This window comes from Streptomyces sp. LN549 (assembly GCF_043203805.1).
In the GTDB taxonomy this organism is placed as follows: domain Bacteria; phylum Actinomycetota; class Actinomycetes; order Streptomycetales; family Streptomycetaceae; genus Streptomyces.
The window spans coordinates 3,308,689-3,333,980 of record NZ_JAZHRI010000002.1; the positions used below are offsets into that span (position 1 = coordinate 3,308,689).

16 protein-coding genes are annotated in these 25,292 nt (G+C 70.2%); 9 read left to right on the forward strand and 7 right to left on the reverse strand.

Features of this window, described 5'->3' with window-relative positions; genetic code table 11:
• Positions 1–5 precede the first annotated feature (5 nt).
• Together ftsX and ftsE are read right to left on the reverse strand one after the other, a co-directional pair.
• Positions 6–866: a permease-like cell division protein FtsX gene (gene ftsX, locus SH922_RS14830; RefSeq protein WP_393058432.1), complete on the reverse strand. Its 861-nt coding sequence runs from the start codon at positions 864–866 to the stop codon at positions 6–8.
• An 81-nt stretch (positions 867–947) separates the two neighbouring features.
• Positions 948–1,637, reverse strand: a complete 690-nt coding sequence (ftsE, locus tag SH922_RS14835; protein WP_024489199.1) for a cell division ATP-binding protein FtsE — start codon at positions 1,635–1,637, stop codon at positions 948–950.
• A 280-nt stretch (positions 1,638–1,917) separates the two neighbouring features.
• On the opposite strand from ftsE, the gene SH922_RS14840 reads away from it, so the two are divergent.
• Positions 1,918–2,118, forward strand: a complete 201-nt coding sequence (locus SH922_RS14840; protein WP_350996701.1) for a hypothetical protein — start codon at positions 1,918–1,920, stop codon at positions 2,116–2,118.
• A 154-nt stretch (positions 2,119–2,272) separates the two neighbouring features.
• Here SH922_RS14840 and SH922_RS14845 read toward each other — a convergent pair whose 3' ends face one another.
• Positions 2,273–3,196 carry a hypothetical protein gene (locus SH922_RS14845; RefSeq protein WP_393058433.1) on the reverse strand — a complete coding sequence of 308 codons (924 nt, stop codon included), beginning with the start codon at positions 3,194–3,196 and terminating at the stop codon, positions 2,273–2,275.
• Between the two features lie 412 nt (positions 3,197–3,608).
• On the opposite strand from SH922_RS14845, the gene SH922_RS14850 reads away from it, so the two are divergent.
• On the forward strand, positions 3,609–4,958 hold the full coding sequence (locus SH922_RS14850; protein ID WP_393058434.1) for a histidine-type phosphatase: 1,350 nt from the start codon (positions 3,609–3,611) through the stop codon (positions 4,956–4,958).
• Between the two features lie 80 nt (positions 4,959–5,038).
• On the opposite strand, the gene prfB is transcribed toward SH922_RS14850, so the two are convergent.
• Positions 5,039–6,145 (reverse strand): peptide chain release factor 2, encoded by a 1,107-nt coding sequence (prfB, locus tag SH922_RS14855; protein WP_393058435.1) that lies wholly within the window; start codon positions 6,143–6,145, stop codon positions 5,039–5,041.
• A gap of 309 nt (positions 6,146–6,454) precedes the next feature.
• Positions 6,455–9,238, reverse strand: coding sequence for a hypothetical protein (locus SH922_RS14860; protein WP_393058436.1), 2,784 nt, complete (start codon positions 9,236–9,238; stop codon positions 6,455–6,457).
• Between SH922_RS14860 and SH922_RS14865 the strand changes: the two genes are divergently transcribed.
• Entirely contained in the window at positions 9,201–10,616 is a 1,416-nt protein-coding gene (locus SH922_RS14865) for a polymorphic toxin-type HINT domain-containing protein (protein WP_393058437.1), read from the forward strand. The genes SH922_RS14860 and SH922_RS14865 overlap by 38 nt on opposite strands.
• A gap of 21 nt (positions 10,617–10,637) precedes the next feature.
• Positions 10,638–10,943 (forward strand): Imm53 family immunity protein, encoded by a 306-nt coding sequence (locus SH922_RS14870; protein ID WP_393058438.1) that lies wholly within the window; start codon positions 10,638–10,640, stop codon positions 10,941–10,943.
• Positions 10,944–11,462: 519 nt separating this feature from the next.
• Here the strand turns inward: SH922_RS14870 and SH922_RS14875 are convergent.
• A complete protein-coding gene (locus tag SH922_RS14875; protein WP_393058439.1) occupies positions 11,463–12,716 on the reverse strand; it encodes a serine/threonine-protein kinase in 1,254 nt (417 codons plus the stop codon).
• A gap of 194 nt (positions 12,717–12,910) precedes the next feature.
• Positions 12,911–14,593, reverse strand: a complete 1,683-nt coding sequence (locus SH922_RS14880; protein ID WP_393058440.1) for a protein kinase — start codon at positions 14,591–14,593, stop codon at positions 12,911–12,913.
• A gap of 552 nt (positions 14,594–15,145) precedes the next feature.
• Here SH922_RS14880 and SH922_RS14885 point away from each other — a divergent pair.
• The 5 genes from SH922_RS14885 to SH922_RS14905 all read left to right on the forward strand — a co-directional run bounded on the left by SH922_RS14885 (position 15,146) and on the right by SH922_RS14905 (position 25,274).
• The gene (locus SH922_RS14885) at positions 15,146–18,886 is read left to right on the forward strand and encodes an FHA domain-containing protein (RefSeq protein ID WP_393058441.1); all 3,741 of its coding nucleotides are present in this window, start codon (positions 15,146–15,148) and stop codon (positions 18,884–18,886) included.
• Positions 18,887–19,156: 270 nt separating this feature from the next.
• On the forward strand, positions 19,157–20,527 hold the full coding sequence (locus SH922_RS14890; RefSeq protein ID WP_393058442.1) for an ABC transporter substrate-binding protein: 1,371 nt from the start codon (positions 19,157–19,159) through the stop codon (positions 20,525–20,527).
• A 4-nt stretch (positions 20,528–20,531) separates the two neighbouring features.
• Entirely contained in the window at positions 20,532–21,956 is a 1,425-nt protein-coding gene (locus SH922_RS14895; RefSeq protein WP_393058443.1) for a carbohydrate ABC transporter permease, read from the forward strand.
• Positions 21,953–22,876 (forward strand): carbohydrate ABC transporter permease, encoded by a 924-nt coding sequence (locus tag SH922_RS14900; protein ID WP_393058444.1) that lies wholly within the window; start codon positions 21,953–21,955, stop codon positions 22,874–22,876. The genes SH922_RS14895 and SH922_RS14900 overlap by 4 nt, the downstream gene beginning before the upstream one ends.
• A 229-nt stretch (positions 22,877–23,105) precedes the next feature.
• The gene (locus tag SH922_RS14905) at positions 23,106–25,274 is read left to right on the forward strand and encodes a CDP-glycerol glycerophosphotransferase family protein (protein ID WP_393058445.1); all 2,169 of its coding nucleotides are present in this window, start codon (positions 23,106–23,108) and stop codon (positions 25,272–25,274) included.
• Positions 25,275–25,292 lie beyond the last annotated feature (18 nt).

Sequence of the window (25,292 nt, forward strand, 5' to 3'; positions counted from 1 at the left end):
GCTTGTCACACCTTGAGGTACTTGCGCAGTGCGAAGAGAGCGGCAACTGCGGGCATCAGCAGCCCGATCGCCAGGACCAGCGGGAGCTTGGTGAGGACGGCCTCCCAGCCGATGAAGTCGATCAGGTTCAGCTTGTCCTGGAGGGCGAGACCCCCGTCGATCAGGAAGTAGCGCCCGGCCAACAGCATGACGCAGGCCAGCACGCCGCCGATCAGGCCGGCGAACGCGGCCTCCATGATGAACGGCATCTGGATGTAGAACCCTGAGGCACCGACGAGCCGCATGATGCCCGTCTCCCGCCGTCGGCTGAACGCGGACACCCGGACGGTGTTCACGATCAGCATCAGGGCGATGACGAGCATCAGCGCCATCACGAAGAGCGCAGCGACGTTCATGCCGTTCATCAGACCGAAGAGGTTGTCCAGGATGCTTCTCTGGTCCTGGACGGACTGCACCCCGTCACGCCCGGCGAAGGCGGTGGCGACGACCTTGTACTTCGTGGGGTCGTGCAGCTTGACGCGGTACGACTCCGGCATCTGGTCCGGCGTGATGTTGCCGGCCATCGGGGAGTCGCCGAACTCCTCCTGGTAGTGCTTGTACGCCTCGTCGGACGACTCGTAGATCACCGTGTCGACGACGTCCATCTTGTTCAGATCGCTCTCGATCTGCTTCTTCTGCGGATCGGTGACCGCACCCTTGGCGCACTGGACCACCGTCTCCGCATCCCCCTTGCCACAGAGGTAGATGGAGACGTTGACCTTGTCGTACCAGTAGTCCTTCATCGTGCTGACCTGCTCGCGCATGAGCAGCGCGCCGCCGAACAGGGCAAGCGAGAGGGCGACGGAGACGACGACGGCGAAGGTCATCGTGAGGTTGCGACGGAGGCCGACGCCGATCTCCGACAGGACGAACTGGGGCGCGCATGGCGTCCTTTCAGTGCTGGGTGCTCAGTGCTGGTAGCCGTAGACGCCGCGCGCCTGGTCGCGTACGAGACGGCCCTGCTCGAGCTCGATGACGCGTTTGCGCATCTGGTCGACGATGTTCTGGTCGTGGGTCGCCATGATCACGGTGGTCCCGGTCCGGTTGATCCGGTCCAGCAGCTTCATGATCCCGACCGAGGTCTGCGGGTCGAGGTTGCCGGTCGGCTCGTCCGCGATCAGCAGCATGGGCCGGTTGACGAAGGCCCGCGCGATCGCCACGCGCTGCTGCTCACCACCGGAGAGCTCACCGGGCATCCGGTCCTCCTTGCCGCCGAGACCGACGAGGTCGAGGACCTGCGGGACCGCCTTGCGGATCTCACCGCGCGGCTTGCCGATCACTTCCTGGGCGAACGCCACGTTCTCCGCGACGGTCTTGTTGGGAAGGAGGCGGAAGTCCTGGAACACCGTGCCCAGCTGGCGGCGCATGTGCGGCACCTTCCAGTTGGACATGCGCGCGAGGTCCTTGCCGAGGACGTGGACCATGCCCTGGCTGGCGCGCTCCTCGCGGAGGATGAGACGCATGAAGGTGGACTTGCCGGAGCCGGAGGAGCCCACCAGGAAGACGAACTCGCCCTTCTCGATATCGAGAGACACATCCCGTAGAGCGGGACGGCTCTGCTTCGGGTAGGTCTTGGAGACGTTGTCGAATCGGATCACGGATGCACCACGGTCGGCCGGGAGTAGGTGTGCGTGACCATACGCGAACCGGGCTCACGCGTGCAGGCGCACGTACCGGGATGGGTGATTTACGGTGAAACGGCAGGCGGTCGGGCTCGGCCGGAACAGGAACGGACCGGGATCGGACCGGGAGGTATCCGGCGGGCCGCGCCGAAAGCCTTGCGAGCTGGCACAGTGGTAGGGGGAACGGTCGCGTTCCCGTGAGCGTTGTGCGGAGAGAAGGCTTGTGCGGCTCCGCCGCGCGGGAGGAGGAAAGCGCATGACCTACGACCGACTGGTGTGCGCGAACTGCGCGGCGCCCGTGAACGAGGGGCGCTGTCCCGTATGCCGGGCGAGCCGCGCGCGACTGCAGCAGGAACAGGAGCAGGGACCGTTCGCGGGGCTCAGCCCGGCGATGCTGATCGCCCTGATGGTGGTGCTGCTGGCCGCGCTGGCGCTGCTGGCGCACCAGACCGTGTAGCGCACCCGCCAGCCTGTCCGCCCGCGCTTCTGCCTTTTGCCGGGCCGGCAAAACGTTCATCCTCGTACGCGCCGATACACGCACAGGGGCCCCGGATACCGATCGGTATCCGGGGCCCCTGCTTGCGTACGTGTACGCGTACCGCTGCTGCCCGTCAGGCGGCGGTGCGGCCGTTCACCAGGCGCGGGAGGATCCGGAAGCCGATGCCTCCGGCGATCATCGTCGCGGCGCCGACCAGCAGGAACGTGGTCTCGGCGGCACCGGTCTCGGCGAGCTCGTCCTTACCCTTGCCCTGCTCGACCGGCTGGTTGCCGACCGAGTCGGTGTCGGTGTTGTCGGAGTCCACGCACTCGGCACCGTCGAGGGAGACGGTGCAGGTGTCGGCGTCACCGGTGGTGGAGCCGGTGTCACCGCCGGTCACACCGCCGTCGGTCGTGCCCGCGGAGGCCGAACCGTTGGAGGCGCTGCCCTCAGAGGTGCCACCCTTCGAGTCGCCACCCTCCGACGCATTGCCCTCAGAGGTGCCACCCTTCGAGTCGCCACCCTCCGACGCATTGCCCTCAGAGGTGCCACCCTTCGAGTCGCCACCCTCCGACGCATTGCCCTCAGAGGTGCCACCCTTCGAGTCGCCACCCTCCGACGCATTGCCCTCGGAGGTGCCACCCTTCGAGTCGCCACCCTCCGACGCATTGCCCTCGGAGTCGCCACCCTCAGACGCATTGCCCTCGGAGTCGCCACCCTTCGAGTCGCCACCCTCGGACGCCGAACCCTCGATCGTGTTGCCCTCGGAGTCGCCACCCTCGGACGCCGAACCCTCGAGCGTGTTGCCCTCGGAGTCGCCACCCTCGGACGCCGAACCCTCGAGCGTGTTGCCCTCGGAGTCGCCACCCTCGGACGCCGAACCCTCGAGCGTGTTGCCCTCGGAGTCGCCCTCGCCCGTCAGGCTCCCGATAATGGTGGTGTCGGATTCACCGGTGCCGACGGCCTGCGCCGCGCCCGCGACGGTGAGTGCGGCGCCGGCGGCGATGACCGCACCCGCGGCTATCCGCGCGACGCGGACTCGCGTCTTCTTCGTCATGTGCTGCTACCCCCAGTAGCTGTTCTCGTCAATGGAGCAGCCATATGCGGGGCATGGCCCAACGGGGTTTGCTCCGAACGCCGGCCTACGTCGTGCCGTGGCCATGCCGCCCGCCCCCGATCACACCCGTCCCAGACATACGCATGCTGCCCTAGCACCCTGTCCAGAGTTAAGGATTACGTCAAGGCCGTTCTGTGCAATGTGCACCGCTTTGATCAGAGTTGACCCTCATTCAGGGCCGCGACTGTGACGCACTCACCACGCCGCCTGCGCAACTCGCCACGCCAACTCCCCTTCGCTCCGGGCTCGTTTCGTACGCCTGCCGGTCGCCCTGAGGCCATGCCCGGTTCACCCGAAAGGATCATGATCTGGGTATCCGACCGAACCGACCCGTCCCGAACCCGGTGAACCCATGCAGAAGCGAACCGCCGCACTCTCCCTGACGCTCGCTGTCTCCGCCCTGATACCGGCGGCGCTGCCGGCGCAGGCCCAGTCGGACTCCTCCGGCTACTACGCCACCAAGACCCCGTACGCACCGCAGGAGAACCCGCGGTCGTACCAGCACGCCCCCAAGGGCTTCGTCCCCGTGTTCACCGAGAACGTCTCCCGCCACGGCTCCCGCGCAGCCTCCGACAGCGAGGACGGCGACCTGATCCTTGCGCTGTGGGACACGGCGCGGAGCGAGGGGCAACTCACTCGCACCGGGGAGCAGTTCGGTGGGGAGACGAAGGCACTGCTCGCCGCCATGGACAAGATCGGCTACGGGCAGCTCAGCGGACGGGGCGTGCGCGAGATCCAGGACACCGCCGCGCGACTGGAGAAGAGGCTTCCCGGCCTCTTCAAACAGATCGCCGCGGACTCCGAGCAGATCAACGTCACCAATTCCGGCAAGGACCGTGCCGTCGACAGCGGGAACCTGTTCGCGGAGGCCCTCGCCGAGAACGACCCGGCCCTGGCGCCGCTCATCACTCCTGCCAGGACCGATGCCGACCTGCTCTACTTCCACAAGTCGGCCGGCGGCGCGGAGTACCGGGACTACGTGGACAACGACGAGCGGCTCGCCGCCACCCTCGACGGGATCACCGACCAGCCGGCCTCGCACACCGCGGCCCGTAACGTACTGAAGAAGATCTTCAAGCCGGCTTTCGTCAGGCGGATCTCGGCGGGCGAGTTCGACTCGATCGGCACCGAGGTGGAGGCCGCCCAGGCGGTCTACGCCCTCTACAGCATCGCTCCGGCCATGGCCGACGAGGGCGACTGGAACATGAAGCGCTACATCGCCCCCCGTGACGCGAAGTGGTTCGCGTACCTCAGCGACGCCGAGGACTTCTACGAGAAGGGGCCGGGCTTCAACGACAGCGACATCACGTACAAGATGGCGAACGTCCTGCTCGACGACTTCTTCACGAAGATCGACGCCAAGCGGAACGGAACCAGCAACGCCGGCGCGGAGCTGCGCTTCACTCACGCGGAGGAGATCATCCCGCTGGCCGCGCTCATGGGCCTGCCGGGCAGCACGAAGCCCGTGTCGGAGGCCAAGCCGTACACGTACGCCGACAACCCGTGGCGTGGTGAGTCGGTGGCGTCCATGGCCACGAACATCCAGTGGGACCTGTTCCGGAAGGGGAACAAGTACCTCGTGCGGATGCTCTACAACGAGAAGCAGACCGCGTTCAAGAAGGGCTGCGCGCCGGTGGCGAAGGGCAGCTACTTCTACGAGGTCGACGAACTGAAGCAGTGCCTCGGCCGCACCGCTTCCTGACCACTCCGTCGCGTACACGAAGGCGGGCGCGGGAGCCGAGGCTCCCGCGCCCGCCTTCGTGTACGTCCCGGCTTAGGGGACTACTTCTCGCTCTGCTTGCGCCAGCGGATGCCCGCCTCGATGAAGCCGTCGATCTCGCCGTTGAAGACCGCTTCCGGGTTGCCCATCTCGAACTCCGTACGCAGGTCCTTGACCATCTGGTACGGGTGCAGGACGTACGAACGCATCTGGTTGCCCCAGGAGTTGCCGCCGTCGCCCTTGAGCGCGTTCATCTTCGCCTGCTCCTCCTGGCGGCGGCGCTCGAGGAGCTTCGCCTGGAGGACGTTCATCGCGGACGCCTTGTTCTGGATCTGCGAGCGCTCGTTCTGGCAGGAGACGACGATGCCGGTCGCCAGGTGGGTCAGGCGCACCGCGGAGTCCGTGGTGTTGACGCCCTGACCGCCGGGGCCCGAGGAGCGGTACACGTCGACGCGGAGCTCGGACTCGTCGATCTCGATGTGGTCGGTCTGCTCGACCACGGGCAGCACCTCGACGCCGGCGAAGGACGTCTGGCGGCGGCCCTGGTTGTCGAACGGGGAGATCCGGACGAGCCGGTGCGTGCCCTGCTCGACGGAGAGCGTGCCGTAGGCGTACGGGACCTCGACGGTGAAGGTGGTCGACTTGATGCCGGCCTCTTCGGCGTACGCCGTCTCGTAGACCTCGGTCTTGTAGTTGTGCCGCTCGGCCCAGCGGAGGTACATGCGCTGGAGCTTCTCGGCGAAGTCCGCGGCGTCGACGCCACCGGCCTCGGCGCGGATGGTGACGAGGGCCTCGCGCGCGTCGTACTCACCGGAGAGGAGCGTGCGGACCTCCATCTCGTCCAGCGCCTTGCGGACGGACTCCAGCTCGGACTCGGCCTCGGCGAGCGCATCGGCGTCGCCCTCGTCCTCGGCGAGCTCGAAGAGCACTTCGAGGTCGTCGATCCGGCCGCGCAGGGTCTCGGTCTTGCGGACCTCCGCCTGGAGGTGCGAAAGCTTGCTGGTGATCTTCTGCGCCGCCTCCGGGTCGTCCCACAGGGACGGAGCGGCAGCCTGCTCCTCGAGCACGGCGATGTCACCCCTCAGCGCATCCAGGTCCAGGACGGCCTCGATCGACCCCATGGTCGAGGAGAGGGACTTCAGCTCTTCGGAAATATCGACGACTGCCACGGGTCCAGCGTAACGGCTGTCGGCGCGGGCGTTCCTCGGACGGCATGATCACGATCGCGTACGGCGGGCAGCAGACCTCCCGGACCCCGTCGAAGGGGGCCCGGGAGGGACGGGACAGCGGCTTCAGGACGAGCGCCCCTCCCGGCCCTAGGGTTTTTCGTTTGGATCAGGCCGGATCAGGGAGCGGGCTCCGGCGCCGTGCATCGCAAGGCGGAGGAGGGAGTCATGGCGGAGCCATGCCGACTGACGACAACGCCGCGAGGTGCGGCGCCGGAGCCCGCGAGCCCGGCATGATCCAAACGAGAGGCCCTAGCCGCCCGGGAGAACGTCCGGGACCAGGACCGAAGGCCCGAAGGCGTCCGCCGCCGCGATGTATCCGTTTCGGGTGAGGTTCACATGATCACCGGCGTCGAAGTCGGCCGGTGCTGCGCCGTTGCCGAGGAGCAGAGGAGGCGGATCCAGAGTGCTCGTGGCATCCGGCACCGCGAGTGCCGCTTCCATATCCACGGTGTCGACGTACGGGGCGGTGAAGTCCTGCTGCTCCGAGATCCAGCCGTTGACGTTCACACGGTTGGCGTCCGCGGCTGTCGTGCACGGGGCGTACCCGCTACAGGGAGTCAGCGTGGCGAACACGGTCTTGATCCCCCGCGCCCTCAATATGTCCCGCACCGTGGCGTAAGCGCTCGTGACCGTTGCGTCATCGGATCCGCCCGCGATGTCTTGAAGCCCTTGCGCAATGACCACGGTCTTGAGGCCTGGAACGGTCAGCACGTCTCGATCGATCCGGGAGAGAAGGGCGACGCCCCCTCGGTACTGGTCCGTGGTCAGCCGATTGTCTTCGACCGGTGTCCCTACGACGCCGATACCCGCGGTGGCAGAGTTCCGTTGCAGACGGTCCCAGATCCACTCGGCAAAGCGGGGCATCACAGTATTTGCCGCGGTTCCGGCCCCGACGGGGGCCACCAGACCGTCTCCGACCACGGCCACAGTGGGCTGCCCATCGTGAGCGAGAACATCCATACCTGCGACCACGTTGGTGAACCGCCCAGTGACGACACCGTCCCCGACGAAGGCTGCATCATCCGCATCGGCGGTGTGATCCCCGGATCCCACGCGGGCGACGTAGATGACACTGTGATTGGATGCCCAGCTGTGCTGCGGGAGATAGGTGACTGCGTTCGCCAGATGGAAGCTGAGGAGCACGCTCTTCCCTGCGGCGATCGGGGTGGCGATCATGTCAGTGGTGACCGTGCCCCCCACAGGAACGGTGACCCCTCGATTCCCGCCCCCGAAGGTCAGGTCGACCGGCGGGCCGTCGGGCTTGGCCCCATTGCCTGACGTCTGCAGTGCGAACGTCACGTGGTCGATGACCAGAGGACTTACGCCTCGCTCATTGGAGAGCCGGAACCGTGCACCGGTTCCATTCGCCGACGGGTAGACGAGCGTCCGGATCGTCTGATCGCTGTAGTCGACTCCGTTGTTGTAGTTGTAGCTCCCCTCCACCGGCGCGCTCCACGCCCCCTTCCACGCCGCTCCGGCCGCCGCCCCCGCCGGTGCGGCTGCCGTGTCGCGTACCGCCATCGCGAAGATGTGGAGCCCCGGGATGCCCGTGACCGCCTTGTCGCTGATGTCGGGCAGCGTCACCGAGTCGACCGTCGATCCGTGGCGCAGCGGGATCGCGAAGGTGTAGATCTTGAGCGGGGACGACGTCTGCGTGCCTGTCTTGTTGGTGTGCGGCAGGCTGACGGTCGCCAGGCCGTTGGGCCCGGTCGACCAGTCCGGTGCCGACAGGAAGTACGGCTCCGGAGCGGTCTCCCCCGTGTAGCTCACGGCTCCGGTCGCCGCCTCGCAGTCCGTCGGTGTGCCGTTCGCGAGGCTGCAGTTCGTGCCGGCGACGGGGGTGCCGTCCTGGATCACCGGGCTGCTCGTGTCGGCGGCGTTACGGTCGGCCTCCGTACGGGCGCCGGTCGAGGTGGCCAGGAAAACGAGCGCGTCACCGGCCGCGGCGTTCATCCGGATCGTCTGGTTCGCGGCCAGGACGTTGTCGGCCGCACCTGCCCCGAAGACGGGGAGCGTGAAGTCCGCACCGTTCACCGTGATCTTCTCGCCCGACTTCCACCCCGCGACTGCGAGATCCTGCGCCGAGAAGCTGTGCCCGGCCCCGTCCGCGTTCGCCGCTCCCGGGTTCGTGTCGGCGGAGATCGCGGTGTTGTTGAACGCGTCCTTCAGCGTCGCGTACGTGCGCGGCGCGTGCCCCTGGGCGATGAACTCGTACGCGGCCATTTCCGAGGCGTTGCCCGCCGCGTCCAGCGCGTAGGCCCACAGGATGTGCGTGCCGGGGGCGGACGGGGTGACGGAGTAGGACGCACTATTGTTGACGGCCGTCTTGACCTGGGCGGCGGGCGGGTTGCTCGTCGGCGGCTTCACGTCGAGACCGAACACGAACTTGGACGCCGTGTTGTTCGACGAGCCCGGCGCCACGCTCGCCGTGAACGTACCCGCCGTCCCGGCCGCCGCGCCCGGGGACTCCTCCGGGAAGACGCCGCCGTCCGACTTGACCACCGGCATCACCGGAGCCCGCTGGTCCACCGTGAAGTGGCAGACCGAGCTGTTGGACCTGGTGTCCTTGCCGTCGGTCGTGGAGACCTGCCAGTCGACGGTGCTGCCGTCCTTGAGGCCGGTGATGAAGGAGGCGGGCAGCCTGACCGGGGCCTTCTGGCCGCTGGCCACGTTCGCCGAGGTCAGGGTCTTCTTGGTGCTGGTGCCGTCCACCCAGTACGTGTACGTGGCCGCGAGGGCGTCCTTGTCGGCGTCGCTCACCGTCGAGGTGAGGGCGGGCGGCGTCGTCGCGACGGTCTTACCGATCACCGGGTACGGGGCCGTGACGTCACAGCCGTAGGACGAGGAGTTGACCGTGGCCGCCAGGGCGCTGGGCGTGGCCGGCACGTGGTTGTACGTGATGGTCATCGACGGGTTGGCCGCGAACCGCTTGAACAGAACGCGGTCGGACTCGCTGTTGTTCAGCAGGGCGAACGTCCAGCTGCCCTGCTTCGCCGTGGCGGCCTTGGGGAACGCGTACGCGTACGCCAACAACAGCCCCGTCACCCTGAGCGACCCGTCCGGCCTGTGCCCGGCGGACCTGTGCGGCATCGGCACACCGTACGGCGACGGCTCCGGCCGGATCATCAAGGACGGTCCGGTCGACCCGGGCGGCCCCAACCGCACGACCTGCCACAAGGGCCGGTGCTCCGACGGCCTCGCGGTCGACGACGACAACGGCGGCCGGGGCCACATCGGCAACACGACGCAGAACGTGCAGGCGGAGGCGGCCAAGGCGGCCCAGGAGGTGAAGACGGCGAGCGCCGTCGCCGCGGCGGCCAAAAAGCAGCGGGAGGGCCTGACCCAGAAGGTCATCAGCCTGGTCGCGGACGTCATCGGCCTCACGGACGCGGTGAACTGTTTCACCAAGGGCGACGTGATGGGCTGCGTCAACACGGCCTTGAACGCCGTGCCCTGGGGCAAGATCGCGAAGGCGATCAAGGCCGGCTGGAAGGCGTTCAAGATCTGGCGGGCCCTGAAGAAGGCCGACAAGCTGGTCAAGGAGGCCGAGGACCTGGTCCGGGCCGCCGAGGCCTCGGCGAAGGCGGCCAGCTCCCAGGTCAAGGCCATGGAATCGGCTGCGGCCGCCTGCACGAAGCACAGCTTCAGGGGCGATACGCCCGTCCTGCTGGCGGACGGCACGACAAAACCCATCGCGGACCTGAGACCGGGCGACGAGGTCACTTCCACGGACCCGCAGACGGAGGTCACGGCTGCCGAGAAGGTCGAACGCCACATCGTCACGAAGGACGACAAGGAGTTCACGGACCTCCTCCTGACCCCTGAACCGGCCGCCTCACACGCAGTCGGGCCGGTCGCGGCTCCCGCTGCGGGCGCCACCACCCCTCGCCCCGTCAAGCTCACGACCACGTGGCACCACCCGTTCTGGGACGCCACCCACCACCGCTGGACCGATGCCAGAAACCTGAAGCCGGGCACGGAACTCCACCGTCCGGGCGGGGCGACGGTGGTGGTGTCGGCGGTGCGGAATTACCGGGCGTCGGGGGTCACTTACGACCTGACGGTCGGGGTTGTGCATACGTACTATGTGTTGGCGGGGGCCACGCCGGTCCTCGTTCACAATTGCGCAGCTGGTGGGCGTCCTAAAGGCTTGCGGCCGGATCCAAATGCCGAAGGCCCCCATGTGACTTTCCGGAGGGACGCATCAACTGGAAAGGTGAATCACTACGCCGAATGGGCCGAGCAGTCGAACCCCCGCAACCCCGCCCCCTGGGAGATGGTAAAGCGTGTCGACATGCAAGGGCTCGCTCACTATGACAAGGCCACTGGTGAAGTAATACCGACGCCCCACGTGAACCTTCCCAATGGAACTGCTAGAGCAACAGAACCATGGGAGGAGACGGCGCGGTGATTGGGAAGGAGGCCGGTCGAAATGAACGACCTGAATCTGCTGGCCAGGCTCGAAGACTGGTATGCAAGCCACTGCAATGGGGAGTGGGAGCATAGTTCTGGCATCAAAATCGAGACAATTGACAATCCGGGCTGGCTAGTCAGTTTCGACCTTTCGGGAACAACTGCCGAAGGTTGCGTGCTGGATCGAGTGGTGGTGGAAACATCCCAGGACTGCTGGCTGCATTACTGGTCTGACGGCTCTGTTCTTCATGCAGCAAGCGGACCTAGGTTCCTGCAGGAAGCGCTTAGGGTCCTCATCGATCAACTCGCGAGCTGGGAGCGTTGATCGTGAGTGGTTGAGAGGTCTTGGGGGAGAGAGGGGTTGGACCCTTATAAGGAATCCCCCTCTCTCCAGCCAGGGGTCCGCGGATGGGTGGGTAGGTTCGCGCCGGTCAGAAATCCGCCCGTGGACACCTCCGCCCCCTGCGTAAGGCTTGACGGTGATGGCAACAAGCCGTGGCCTTGATGAATTCGCGACAGTAAATTGAAGCCCCGCCAGGGACGTTCTGGCGGGGCTTTACGAGGAGAGGATCGGCCAGGAACTATGCCCCATCGGCTATTCGGCTAAGGGCTGTCCCATACATGGCGCCGGATGGGGCCACATACAGCGGGCATGATCAGTTTCTTGCCGAAGTAGCCGGTGATGGCTACCACGCGCTTCAAGCCAACGAGCGGAGAGCGAAACTGTCTCCGATCTGAGCTGCTCAGAAACACCACGGACAACCATGCGCCTCACCGAAGAGACGCTTGCGCCGTCAGGGCGCGGGCGCCGGTTGCCCCGTTCCGCTCCTCGCCTCCCACCCCGCTACGGCGCCGCCGGTGCCGAGTTCTTCGTGTCCTGGGGGGACTGAGACCCCGCGTCGTCCCCGCTCAGGGCCACGTAGCCGCCCACCCCCACCGCCGCGACCAGCACCAGGGCCGCTGCGCTCAGGGTGAGGCGGCGTTTGCGGATGGCCGCCGACTTGTTGCGGGCCGAGCCGGGGCGGGGTTTGCCCGGGGCGCGGGGGGCGCGGGCGGTGCCGCGGGGGCCGCCGGAGAGTTCGTCGGGGGCCGGGACGCGCATGCTCGTGTGGGTGTCCCGGTTGGAGTCGGGGGACGATCCGGGGACCAGCGGGACCGCGCCGCGGCGGCGGGGTTCCTCGGGTGCCGGGGTGTACTGCTGCTCGTCGTAGGTCTGGCCGTGCGGCTCGGACTCGGATTCGTCGTCCGGCTCGTCCACGTCCAGCGGCGGTATGCCGGCCAGGTGCGGGAGCTGCTCGCGCAGCCGGGCCGCCAGCTCGGAGGCGCGCAGCCGGGAGGCCGGGGCCTTGGCGAGGCACTGGACCAGCAGCTGCCAGAGCTCGTCGGGGATGCCGGGCAGCGGGACGACGGTCTCGGTGACGTGGCGGCGCAGGACGGCGCCGGGGTGGCCGCCGCCGAAGGGTGTGAAGCCCGCGAGGAGCTCGTACAGCACGGTCGCCAGGGCGTAGATGTCGACGGCGGCGCGCGGCGGGAGGCCCTCCACGATCTCGGGGGCCAGATAGTCCGGCGTACCGATGATCTTGGTGGCCTTGGTGCGGCGCGGGGTGTCGATCAGCTTGGCCACACCGAAGTCGGTGAGCAGCGCGGGGTGGGAGTTGCCGGGGCCGAGCGGGCCCTCCATGTCGAGCAGGATGTTCTCCGGCTTGACGTCGCGGTGGACCACCCCGGCGGCGTGCGCCGCCGCGAGGCCGTCGGCGACGTCGGCGACGATCGCGACGGCGGCCTCGGGGGCCAGCCGGCGCTCGCGGTCGAGCCGGGTGCGCAGATCCGTGCCGCGGACCAGGTTCATCACCAGGGCCAGGTCGTTGCCGTCCACCACGAGGTCGCGGACCGCGACGACGTGCGGATGGTCGAGCCCGAGCAGGGCGGTGCGCTCCTGGACGAAGCGGCCCACGAGTTCCTGGTCGGACGCGAGGTCCTCGCGGAGCAGCTTGATGGCGACGGGCCCCTCGGGGCCGTCGCCGAGCCACACCGTGCCGGCGCTGCCGCGCCCCAGAATCTGGTGGGCGGTGTACCGGCTGCCGATATTCCGTGCCAAGACTGCTCCCTCAGCGGCTGGCGATGGACCGTCGCACAACAACCCCCGGTCGACAAAGTTACGCGGCGATCGGGGGGTTGCGTGCCCTGGATGGCGCCAACCTTCACTTCTGCGGGCGAATTGCCTCGGAATTGGTCCGCAGAAGTCGATATAGCTACAGAGTCCGGTCGGGTGCCCGGTTGTCCGGGGGCCCGTCAGGTTCCGCTGCCGCCGCTGTCGCCACTGTCGCCGCCGAGCTTCGAGATCCAGCCGGTGACGGTGTCGAAGGCGTCGGTGATCGCGTGCCAGTAGCTCTGCCCCTGGCCGATCCAGTCCTTCAGCGGGGTGAGCTCCCAGATCAGCCAGCTCGCGACGAAGAGCAGCACCAGCGTGAACAGGCAGCCCTTCAGGCAGCCGAGGCCGGGGATCTTCATCGGGTTGGCGTTGCGCTGCCTCGGCTCGCGGGGCGCGCGCTGGGCCGGCTGCTGGGGCTGTTGGGGCTGCTGCGGCGGCGCGTACTGCTGGCGCTGTTGCTGCGCCTGGTACTGCTGCTGCTGTGGCTGGTACTGCTGTTGGGGCTGCTGCCGGTACTGCTGCGGCTGCTGTTGTTGCTGGGGGTACTGCTGTTGGCGGCGCGGCTGCTGTTGTTGCTGCGGCTGCTGCTGCTGGCGCTGGGGGCGGCGGCGCAGTGGGTCCTGGCTCGGGTCGAGGTACTGGACCTGCGTCTGCTCGTTGCGGTCGCGGGCGGCCTGGAGCTGGGACTGCCACGGGTGCGGTCCGTCGGGCTGGGGTGCGTCCTCGGGGCGCGGCGGGACGGGCGGCATGACCGCGGTCGGGTCGGCGTGACCGCCGCCCGGCCCGGCGTTCTGCTGCATGACGCTGGTGGCCGCGTTGGGGTCGTACGCGTTCGGGTCGTACGAGCCTGCGTTGCTCGGCAGCACCTGCGTGGGGTCGGCCGCTCCCGGTGTCTCCGGGACGGCGGTGGGCGCCGGGTCGGGCGCGAGCAGGGCGCCCACACCGTCGGCGGCCGCGATCTGCGCGGAGTTCGCGTGCACGCCGATGCCGGCGGCGACGGTACGCAGCGCACGGGCGAGGTTCTCGGCGCTGGGCCGGCGGTCCGGGTCCTTGCTCAGGCAGCGCTCTATCACCGTCCACAGCGGGGCGGGGACGGTGCTGGGGCGGCGGGGTTCCTCACTGAGGTGCCGGTGCAGGACCTCGAGCGCGGTGCCTCCGGCGAACGGCGGACGGCCGGTGAGCAGCTCGTACAGCAGGATTCCGGCGCCGTAGATGTCGACGGCGGAGGTCTGCGGGCGGCCCTCGGCCGACTCGGGCGCCACATAGGCCGGCGTCCCGACGAACTCGTGGGTCCTGGTCAGCCCCGGGGAGTCGGCGAGACGGGCGATGCCGAAGTCGGTGAGCATCGGATGCATCTGGCCGTCGCGCTCGTCGAGCAGCACGTTGGCGGGCTTCAGGTCGCGGTGGACGACGCCGTCGGCATGGCTGGCGGCGAGCGCGTCCGCGATCTGCGCGGTGAGCAGCGAGGCGGCGACCGGGGTGAGCGGGCCGTTGTCGCGGAGGTAGTGGTGCAGGTCGGGGCCGTCGACCAGGTCCATGACGAGGGCGAGGAGATCGCCCTCCACGACCAGGTCGCGGGTGCGCACGATGTTCTCGTGCCTCAGCCGCAGCAGGACGGAGCGCTCGCGCAGGAACCGCATCACGACATCCGCGTCGTTGGCGAGCTCCTCCTTGAGGACCTTGATCGCCACGGTCTCGCCGGGCTGGCCGGCGACGGCCGCCTCGGCGCCTGCGGTCTCTCGCTGGCGGGCGCGCCAGACGGTGCCCGTGGCGCCGCGTCCCAGCGGCTCCTCGAGCAGGTACTTGCTGCCTACCGGCCGCACGTCATGCGCTCCCTGCTGATCGTGGTGCTTGCGGTCCCCCGGATCCGTCCCGAGTTCCGGCCCACTCTAGTGGGGCGGCCGGAGTGAGCGGCCGGGTCGGGCAGGTTACCTTTTTGACCGCATTTCTCGTAATTCTCCATAATTTCCCGGAGGCATGCGGTCCGCCCGCCGCCCTGCCGCACCGACTGCGGAGGAAGACGCGCCTCCGGGGCGGATGGTTGCCGCGCGGAGATCCGGCGGAACGGCTCCAAACCACGGTCCGGAGCACGGCCCGGGTCACGCCGAGTGCTGCCCGGGCCTCTTGCGAGTGCCCGGGGAACCGGCCAAGCAGGCACTTTTGGGCGCACAGCCGACGTTTCAAGATCACTTAGCGGTGACCCCCGGGCGTGTTGTCAGTGGCAGGTGCGAGGATGCCTCCAGCACGGAACTGTGGGGTCGGGAGCCCTGCGGTACGTGACGAACCTGTACCGGACGACGCGTCCGTGCCGGGTGGGGGGAATCACAGGGCGTCTCCCCTGCCGGACACCCGCGCAGAAGGGACCGCTGACGGCGATGCAGATCCGGCTGACCGTCCTCGCGCCGCGCAGCGGCCAGACCCCGGCGCGCGCCTGCGACGTGCTGGTCACCGCCCCTGCGGGGACGGCGCTGGCCACCGTGGCATCCAACCTGGCCGCGTCCGTCTCCGGACCCGACGGCTCCCTCGGCAGCGGTGCGGTGGTGCTGTTCGCCGGGCGCGAGCGGCTCGACGCGCAGCGGTGCGCGCTCGGTGAGCCGCCCCTGGTCGACGGGGCGGTGCTCTCGCTCCAGGTCCCGGGCGAGGAGGAGACGCCGGACGACGCCGTCCCGGCCCAGCTGCACGTGGTCGCGGGGCCGGACGCGGGCGGGGTCCACCTGCTGCACGGCGGGCAGATCCGGATCGGCCGCTCGGCCGACGCGGACGTCCCGCTCGACGACCCCGATGTGTCCCGGCTGCACTGCGCGGTGACGGTCTCCGCGGACGGCCGGGTCTCCGTCGCCGACCTCGGTTCCACCAACGGCACCTCGCTGGACGGCACGGACGTCCGCGACCGTCCGGTCCGGCTGAACCCCGGCGCGCTGCTCCGGCTCGGCGAATCGACGCTCCGGCTCACCTCCGGTGCACGGACACCGACGCTGGGGACGGCGCCGGACGGCGAGGGTCATCTGCGGGTGGCCGCGGCGCCGGCCGCCGCCCTCGCGCCCCCGGACCACGGCTACGAGCCGGCGTACGGCGGGCCGGAGGAACACGACGGCCCGGACGCCGCCCACGAACACGAGCGCTCGGCCGGCCCCGACGGGCGGTCCCCGGCACGGCCGCGCTCCGGCTCCGCGCGTACCGGCCGGGTGCCGGACGAGGGGGCGCCCCGGCGCGGCGGCATAGGCGCCTGGGCCCGCCGGCTCGCGGGCGGCAAGGGCGATCCGGTGCACGAGAGCGTGCCCGACGAGGCCGGGCCCCCGGCTCCCCCCGCGACGTTCACCGCACGGCCGACCGCCCCCGAGGGCACCTGGCCGGATCCGGCCTCCGTCCTGCTGACCGCGCTCGGCCCGGGCCCCCGGCTGTGGGAGCGCGACGCCGCGCACCCGGAGGCGCTGGTGGTCCGGCTGGGCACGACGGAGCGGGCCGACCTGCCCGCCGTGCCGGTGACGGTGGGGCTGCGGGAGGCCGGTTCGCTGGGGCTCGCCGGGCCGCGGGAGCGGCTGGCGGGGCTCGCCCGCTCCGCCGTGGCCCAGCTGGCCGCGCTGCACTCCCCCGCCGATCTGGAGATCGTGCTGATCAGCACGGACCGGGCACGCGGTACGGACGAGCGGCGGCGGGAGTGGGCCTGGCTCGGCTGGCTGCCGCATCTGCGGCCGATGCACGGCCAGGACTGCCGGCTGCTGCTGGCGTACGACCGTGAGCAGGCGGACGCCCGGATGACGGAGCTGGTGCGCCGCCTGGACGAGGGCCCGCTCGGCCCCGGCTGGGCGAGCCTCGATCCCGGTACGGTCGCCGAGGCCGCCCGGCACTACGAGGGCCCGTTCACCGTGGTGATCGTCGACGGCGACCCCGGTTCCGCGGTGCTGCGCGAGAACACCGCCCGGCTGGCCGCGGCGGGTGCGGCGGCGGGCATCCATCTGATCTGTCTGGCGGAGACCCCGTCCGCCACGCCCACCTCGCCGGTCGCCGCGACGTACGAGGCGGCCTGCCATGCCTCGATCGCCTTCCGCGAGTGCGGGGCCGTAGCCATGCTCAGCGGTGATGTGGCGACGGCCATACGGTTGCTGCGCACCGCGGGCGGCCGGGCGGCCGGCCACGGCACGATGGCCGCGGTGGACGCGGTGTCGGCGCATTGGGCCGAGCGGTTCGCGCGGGCACTGGCCCCGCTGCGCGCCGAGGGTTCGACCGCGCTGCCGGGCCACCGCGCGGCGGTGGCGCTCCCGCCGTCCGCCCGCCTCCTGGACGAGCTGGGCCTGGCCCGCGCCACTCCGGCCTCCCTGATGGCCCGGTGGGCCTCGGCGGCGGACGACCAGCCCGGGGCGACGGTCCGCGGCGCGGGCAGCTGGACGGGCGGTACGGGAGCGGCGGCCGACGACAACCACGGCTCGGCCCGCACTGCCCACCCGAAGGCCGCGGGCCCCCGCGTGGGCGCCCAGCGCACCCCCACCGACCCGCCGCACGCGAGCGCACCACGGGGCGCGGACGACGAAGGCCGCACCCCGGGCTCCGGCCGCACGCCGTACCCGACCACGACGGACGACCGCGGCTCCGGCCGCACGCCGTACCCGAAACCCACCGGTTCGGGCCGCACCCCGTACCCGCGCAACAACGACACCCACGTGGGCGTGCCGCGCCACGCCTCCCCCCATGGCGACGCGTACGACGGCCCAGGCTCCGGCCGCACCCCGTACCCCGACAGCGCCGGCGCGGGGCGCACGCCCTACCCCGGCGCCACGGACGCCCCCGGAACCGGCCGCACCCCTCATCCCCGCGTGGGTGCGCAGCGTCACGAGGGGGGGCCCGGGGACACACCGAGTTCCCGCACCCTGCCGGGCTCCGACACCCGCTCCTGGGGCGGGGCGGGAGATGTGACGGGCGCCGACAGCCTGCGTACCGCCGGATCGGGGCGCTCCTCGAACCGGGTCAGCGGGCCGCGCCAGGGTGACGCGCCCCAGGTCGCCGCGCGCGGTGCCGAGTCCGGGCGGGTGCCCGCACCCGACCCCCGGCCCGCCTCCGCCTCTGCGGGCGTCCCGGCCGGGGCGGCCGGGCGGCCCGTCGTGGTGCTCGGGGCCGGGCCCCGGGGCCCGGTGAGTGTGGATCTCTCCGAGGAGGGGCCGCACCTGCTCATCGAGGGGCCCGGCGGCAGTGGGCGTACCGAACTGCTGAGGGCGGTGGCCGCTTCGCTGTCCGCCGCCGACCGGCCCGACCGGCTCGGCATCCTGCTGGTCGACGGGGCGGGTGGAGAGCGCGGCGAGAGTCTGCGCCCCTGCACCGAACTCCCGCACGCGTTCACGCACTTGGTTGCCTCCGATCCGGTCCGGATGCGGGAGTTCGCCCAGGCGCTCGGCGGTGAGCTGAAGCGGCGGGCCGAGATTCTCGGCGGGCTCGACTTCGCCGACTGGCACAGCCGGCACGAGATGGTGCAGCGCATGGCCGGGCAGCGGACCTCCGGCCCGTCCGAGCAGCGCGGTGACGTCGAGTCCGCGGTGAGCGGCACCTTGCGGCTGCGGCCCGCCGCGGCACGGGCGAAGGACCCGGGGCCCTCGCCGCTGCCCAGGCTCGTCGTGCTCGTGGACGACTTCGACGCGCTGATCGCCCCGGCACTGGGCAGCCCGGGCCGGCCGGCCGCGGGTTCGGTCGTACGGGCGCTGGAGGCGGTGGCCAGGGACGGCGGCCGGCTCGGCATCCACCTGGTCGCCACCTCCGCCCGCCCGGACCGCACGGAGGACACCGAACTGGCCCGCGGGGCGCGGCTGCGCGTGGTGCTCGATCCGCCCGCGGTACCGCCGTCGCCGGACGAGCCGGCGCCGGGCCGTGGGCGGCTGGGCCATCCCGACGGGCGGGTGACGCCGTTCCAGGGCGGCCGGGTGACCGGCCGTATCCCGCGCACGGCGACGCTGCGGCCCACGGTCGTACCGCTGGAGTGGGAGCGGATGGGCGATCCGCCCACCCGTCGCCCGGTCCGCGAGCTGGGCAACGGGCCGACGGACCTGGCGCTGCTGGCCAGTGCGCTGGAGCGGGCGGCCCGTTCGGTGAACGCCGAGCCCCTGCCACCGCTACCGCCCGCACACTCCTGAACGACCGTCCCTGCCACCACTACCGCCCGAGCACGCATGGACGACGGCTGGACCCCCCGGGTGGTCCAGCCGTCCGCAATAGCCTCATACCTGCCCTGACCTCACGTCACGAGCCCATCACGATCACAGAGTTGGGCCCACTGACGGTATTGCGGCGCCCGGATACCGGGCGTAGGACTGTGCGCACAGGACGATGTGATGAATGACCGGCACCATCGGAAGACCGATGGGCGCCGGTCCGTGCACGCGCACAGAAGAGACGGGGCAGGGATGCGCACAACGCTTCGGATTCGCAGGGCCGCCATGGTGTTCACCGCCATCGGCGCGCTGGCCCTCACCGGTTGCGGCGACGACGGTGACGGCGGAAAAGACACGACGGGCGGGGACGGCTCGTCCAAGGGCGCGGAAAGCCCGTCGAGCGTCGTTTTACCGAAACTGGACGGCGAGAAGATCTCGGTCGCCGCGGTCTGGACCGGGCCCGAGCAGGCCAACTTCGTCAAGGTCCTCAAGGAGTTCGAGAAGCGCACGGGCGCGACGGTGACCTTCGTCCCGGCGCAGGACCCGATCGTGAACTTCCTCGGTACGAAGATCGCGGGCGGTCAGCCGCCGGATGTCGCGATGATCCCGCAGGTCGGCGCCATCAAGCAGGCCGCCGAGAAGAAGTGGGCCAAGCCGGTCGGGGCCGAGGCCAAGGCCCAGCTCGCCAAGAACTACTCGCAGGTCTGGCAGGACCTGGGCGCGGTCGACGGCACCCAGTACGGCGTGTACTTCAAGGCCGCCAACAAGTCCCTGATCTGGTACAACGCCAAGGTGTTCGAGAACGCGGGAGCGTCCGAGGCGAAGACCTGGAAGGACTTCCTGGCGACCGCCGAAACGGTGTCGGCCTCAGGTGTCACCCCGGTCTCGGTCGCCGGCGCGGACGGCTGGACGCTCACCGACTGGTTCGAGAACATCTACCTCTCCCAGGCGGGCCCGGAGAAGTACGACCAGCTGGCCCAGCACAAGATCAAGTGGACGGATCCGTCCGTCAAGGACGCGCTGACCGCCCTGGCCCAGCTCTTCGGCAAGCCCTCCCTGATCGCGGGCGGCGCCGACGGCGCGCTGCAGACGGAGTTCCCGGCCTCGGTCACCCAGACCTTCACCGGCGGTGACCAGCCCAAGGGCGCCATGGTCTTCGAGGGTGACTTCGTCGGCATCAACATCTCGCAGACGAAGGCCAAGATCGGTACGGACGCCAAGGTGTTCCCGTTCCCCGCGGTCGGCGCCGAGTCGCCCGTGGTGACCGGCGGGGACGCGGCGGTGGCGCTGAAGGACACCAAGGGCGCCCAGGCCCTGCTGACCTGGCTGGCCTCCACCGACGCGGCGAAGATCTGGGCCGAGCAGGGCGGGTTCATCTCGCCGAACAAGGCCCTGGACTCCGCCGCGTACCCCAACGAGGTGCAGCGCACGATGGCGAAGGCGCTGATCGCGGCCGGTGACGGCGTCCGGTTCGACATGTCCGACCAGGCCCCGCAGTCGTTCGGCGGGACGCCCGGAAAGGGCGAGTGGAAGACCCTCCAGGACTTCCTGAAGAACCCGAAGGACATCGCGGGGACCCAGGCGAAACTGGAGTCCGACGCGGCCAAGGCGTACAAGAGCTGACGCGATGACGACAGCCGCAGCGGGGGGCGCCGACGAGGCGCCCCCCGCCGACAAGCAACCGCCCGGCGGGACCTCGGTACCCGCCCCCAGGAAGCCCGCACCCGGGGAGCCGCCCCGCCGCAAGGCGCCCAGCCGCAGGAGCGTGACCGGCACCCGCAGGACCATCGCGGCGCTCTTCCTGCTGCCCGCGCTGGTGCTGCTCGGCGCGCTCGTGGTGTATCCGATCGTGTACTCCGTCTACCGGTCGTTCTTCGACCAGGCGGGCACCGGATTCGCCGGGTTCGACAACTACAAGGCGCTGTTCACGGACGACACCATCCGTACGGCGGTCAAGAACAACGCGATCTGGGTGGTCTTCGCCCCGACCGTCGCCACCGTACTCGGACTGATCTTCGCGGTGCTGACGGAACGGATCCGCTGGGGCACGGCGTTCAAGCTGATCGTCTTCATGCCGATGGCGATCTCGATGCTCGCCGCCGGCATCATCTTCCGGCTGGTGTACGACCAGGCACCGGAACGCGGGGTCGCCAACGCCGTATGGGTGGGCGTGCACGACACGTTCTCCGAGTCGGCGGGCTTCCCCAAGGCCCACCCGCTGCCCGTCCATCCGCTGAAGGCGGAGGGCGGCGGTTCCTTCGTGACGAAGGTGCCGGTACGGGCCGGGGAGCCGGTCCAGCTGCCGCTGGTCGGGGTGCTGCCCGCGAAGATGCCCACCGACGCGAAACCGGCCCGCGCCCCGCAGACGGGCGGGGACGGGAAGATCACCGGCACCGCATGGCTGGACTTCACCAAGGGCGGCGGGGGCAAACCCAACGTCATCGACGCCAAGGAGCTCGGGCTCAAGGGCATCAAGGTGGAGGCCGTCAAGGACGGCAAGGTGGTCGCCTCCGCCACGGCGGGTGCCGACGGGGTGTTCACCCTGCCCGCCTCCGCGGACGGGGCCGAACTCCGGCTGCCGGCCTCGAACTTCAAGGAGCCGTACAACGGGGTGGACTGGCTCGGACCGTCGTTCGTGACGCCCGGCATCATCGGGAGTTACGTCTGGATGTGGGCGGGCTTCGCCATGGTGCTGATCGCGGCCGGCCTGGCGGGCCTGCCGCGCGAACTCCTGGAGGCGGCCCGGGTGGACGGGGCCAACGAGTGGCAGGTGTTCCGCCGGATCACCGTGCCGATGCTCGCCCCGGTCCTCGCGGTGGTGCTGGTGACGCTGATGATCAACGTCCTGAAGGTCTTCGACCTGGTCTTCATCATCGCGCCGGGCTCCTCTCAGGACGACGCGAACGTGCTGGCGCTCCAGCTCTACCGGTCGTCGTTCGGCACGGACGCGGATCTGGGGATCGGCAGCGCCATCGCCGTACTTCTCCTGCTGCTGGTCGTCCCGGTGATGCTGTTCAACATCAGGCGGATACGGAAGGAGGGGCGCCGATGACGACACCCTCGACCACGGCCGCGCCCGCCGGAACGGGCGACGCCCCGGACACCGGCACGGCGAAGGCCGGGCGGCCCCTCGGCGCACGGATCGCGACCCTGGCCGGCGGCGGTGTGATGCGGGTCGTCCTGATCCTGGTGGCCCTGTTCTGGCTGATGCCGACCGTCGGACTGTTCCTGTCCTCGCTGCGCAGCGCGGACAGGATCGCGGCGACCGGATGGTGGAAGATCTTCACCGTCCCGTCCGAGCTGACCTTCGACAACTACTCCCGGCTGCTGGACAATTCGACGTTCACCGATTCGCTGCTCAGCACGGTCCTGATCACCGTCCCGTCGACGGTGCTGGTCGTGGTGATCGGCTCGCTCGCCGGATACGCGTTCGCCTGGATGGAGTTCCCGGGCCGCGACTGGTGGTTCCTGGTGGTCGTGGGGCTGCTGGTGGTCCCGGTGCAGGTCGCCCTGATTCCGGTCTCCAAGCTCTTCGGCGCGGTCGGGATCTTCGAGACGACCTTCGGCGTGATCATCTTCCACACGGCCTTCGGTCTGCCCTTCGCGATCTTCCTGCTGCGCAACTTCTTCGCGGAGATCCCGCGGGAGCTGCTGGAGGCGGCGCGGCTCGACGGAGCGGGCGAGATCCGGCTCTTCACCCGGGTCGTGATGCCGCTGGGCGGACCGGCGATCGCCTCGCTCGGGATCTTCCAGTTCCTCTGGGTGTGGAACGACATGCTGGTCGCGCTGATCTTCGCGGACTCCGGTTCCCCGCCGATCACCGTGGCGCTCCAGCAGCAGGTACGGCAGTTCGGCAACAACATCGACGTGCTGGCGCCCGGCGCCTTCATGTCGATGGTGATCCCGCTCGCGGTGTTCTTCGCCTTCCAGCGACAGTTCGTGACCGGCGTGATGGCGGGCGCCGTCAAGTAGCCGCACCACCGCGCGAGTCGCACATACGCACGTCAGTCAGGGGCAGTCCTGCTTACTCCAACAGGGCTGCCCCTGACTGGCGTTTCGCGAGGCCGCAGGGGCCCGGCGTAACCCTGTCACTCCATCGGGCGTTTACGCAGTACCCGTCCTCACTGTCGGCGCGCGCATCTGGATGCGGAGCGCCCCGATCCCTGCTGCTCCGCCCGCCCGTGTCCGAGAAAGAGTCCGTATGCCCCGCCTTAGTGTCATCGTCCCCGTCCGCCGCGCCCGGGGAAGTCTGCGCGAATGCCTGGAGTCGGTGCTCTCCCAGCCGTTCACGGACATCGAGGTGATCGGCGTCGACGACGGGGCGCCGGACGGTTCGGGGCTGCTGCTCGACGAGTTCGCCGCCCGGGACAGCAGGGTGCAGGCCATCCACCTTCCGGACGGCGCGGGTCCGGACGGGTGCCGCAACGCCGGGGCCGAGCGGGCCGTCGGGGACTATCTGATGTTCCTGGAGGCCCACTTCGTCCTCCTGCCGGACGCGCTGCGGGCCGTCACCGACCGGCTCGGGACGGCCGGCGACCCCGATCTGCTGCTGTTCGGGCATCACAAGAGGCCGTTCCGCGGGCGCCCCCGGCCCAGCAGGTCGCTGGAACTGCTGGGCGGCCTCTCCGATGGCCCGCTGGCCACGCCGGGACAGTCCGCGCTGCTCGACATCGCCCCGGTGTCCTGGAACCGGGCGGTGCGCCGCACCCTCCACGAGGGCGAGAAGCTGTCCTTCGGGCCGGGACGGCACGGGGAGCGGATGTACGCCCTCCAGACGCTCGCCGCGGCCGATTCCGTGGCCGTCCTGCCCACCGCCTGCGTGGAGCACCGCCAGCAGCGCTACCTGCCGGGCCTCGACGACGAGGCGACGCCGGACGCGGCCCCCGCCGAGCTCGTGGACGCGTACGCCGGGCTGATGGAGTTCGTCCGCGAGCGCCCCCGGCTGCTCGCGGTGCAGCCGTTGCTCTTCGAACGGGCCGTCCAGGAGCTGCTGTCCGGCTATCCCGCGGTGACGCGCCGGCGCAGGCGCTACGTACGTTCCGTCGCCGCCTTCCACCGCGCGTACCGGCCCGACGGGCACCGCTTCCCGGGCGGCGCGCGCGGGCTGCGTCCCCGGCTGATCGGCGGTGGCCGGTACGCCGCGCTACGCGCCCTCGACGCTGGCCTGGCCCTGCGCCGCGGGCTCCGGGCCGCGCCGGACGCGGTGCGGGACCGGGCCAAGCGCAGTCTGAGCAAGCGCTACTACTGGTGGCAGCGCAAACTCCCGCTGGACCGCGGGCTCGCCGTCTACGCCGCGTACTGGAACCGCGGGGTCAGCTGCAATCCGGAGGCCGTCTTCCGCAAGGCCCGGGAGCTTGCGCCGGGGGTGCGCGGGGTCTGGGTGGTCTCCAGGAACCAGGTGGAGTCCCTGCCGGAGGGCATCGACCACGTGGTGCCCGGCACCCGCCGCTACTGGGCGACCGTGGCCCGCGCCACGTACTTCTTCAACAACGTCAACTTCCCCGACCACGTGGTCAAGCGCGCCGGCCAGGTCCATGTGATGACGCATCACGGCACCCCCCTGAAGATCATGGGCCTGGACCAGCAGGACTATCCGGCGGCGGCCCAGGGGCTGAACTTCGACCGGCTGCTCAAGCGTGTCGACCGGTGGGACTGGAGCGTCTCGGCCAATCCGTACTCCACCGAGGTGTGGGCCCGCGCCTTCCCGGGCGCCGCGCGGAGCCTGGAGACGGGATACCCGCGCAACGACGTCCTCTCGTCGGCGACCGCCGAACAGGTCCGGGAGGTCCGCGAGGGCCTCGGCATCCGGCCCGGGCAGCGCGCCCTGCTGTACGCACCCACCCATCGCGACTACGAGGCCGCCTTCACCAGCCGCCTGGACCTGGAACGGTTCTGCGCCGCGGTCGGCCCGGACACCGTGGTCATGGTGCGTGCGCACTATTTCTACGAGGGCGCTGGGCTGCCCGAGAACCCGTCGGTCATCGACGTCAGCGACCATCCGCGGATCGAGGACCTCTGTCTGGCGGCGGACGCGCTGATCACCGACTACTCCTCGGTGATGTTCGACTACGCACACCTGAACCGCCCGATCGTGGTGCACGCCCCGGACTGGGAGACGTACCGCACGGTCCGCGGCGTCGTCTTCGACCTGCTGTCCGGCAAGCCCGGCGAGACCCCGGGGGCCGTGGCCACGACCACGGACGAGCTGGCGCGGCTCTTCAACGACGGCAGCTGGGACGGTCCGGCGAGCAGGGCACTGCTGACGGCCTTCCGTGCCCGCTTCTGCCCGTACGACGACGGCCGCGCCGCCGAGCGTGTGGTGCGCCGGGTGCTGCTGGGCGAGGAGCCCGCCCCGTCCACGACGGTCTGACCGAGCCGGACACGCCGA

Coding starts and splice junctions, on each gene's coding strand:
- SH922_RS14850 (WP_393058434.1), top strand. CDS start 3,609: ATGCAGAAGCGAACCGCCGCACTCTCCCTGACGCTCGCTGTCTCCGCC.
- ftsX (WP_393058432.1), bottom strand. CDS start 866: ATGACCTTCGCCGTCGTCGTCTCCGTCGCCCTCTCGCTTGCCCTGTTC.
- SH922_RS14885 (WP_393058441.1), top strand. CDS start 15,146: ATGCAGATCCGGCTGACCGTCCTCGCGCCGCGCAGCGGCCAGACCCCG.
- SH922_RS14890 (WP_393058442.1), top strand. CDS start 19,157: ATGCGCACAACGCTTCGGATTCGCAGGGCCGCCATGGTGTTCACCGCC.
- SH922_RS14870 (WP_393058438.1), top strand. CDS start 10,638: ATGAACGACCTGAATCTGCTGGCCAGGCTCGAAGACTGGTATGCAAGC.
- SH922_RS14905 (WP_393058445.1), top strand. CDS start 23,106: ATGCCCCGCCTTAGTGTCATCGTCCCCGTCCGCCGCGCCCGGGGAAGT.
- SH922_RS14845 (WP_393058433.1), bottom strand. CDS start 3,196: ATGACGAAGAAGACGCGAGTCCGCGTCGCGCGGATAGCCGCGGGTGCG.
- SH922_RS14840 (WP_350996701.1), top strand. CDS start 1,918: ATGACCTACGACCGACTGGTGTGCGCGAACTGCGCGGCGCCCGTGAAC.
- SH922_RS14895 (WP_393058443.1), top strand. CDS start 20,532: ATGACGACAGCCGCAGCGGGGGGCGCCGACGAGGCGCCCCCCGCCGAC.
- SH922_RS14900 (WP_393058444.1), top strand. CDS start 21,953: ATGACGACACCCTCGACCACGGCCGCGCCCGCCGGAACGGGCGACGCC.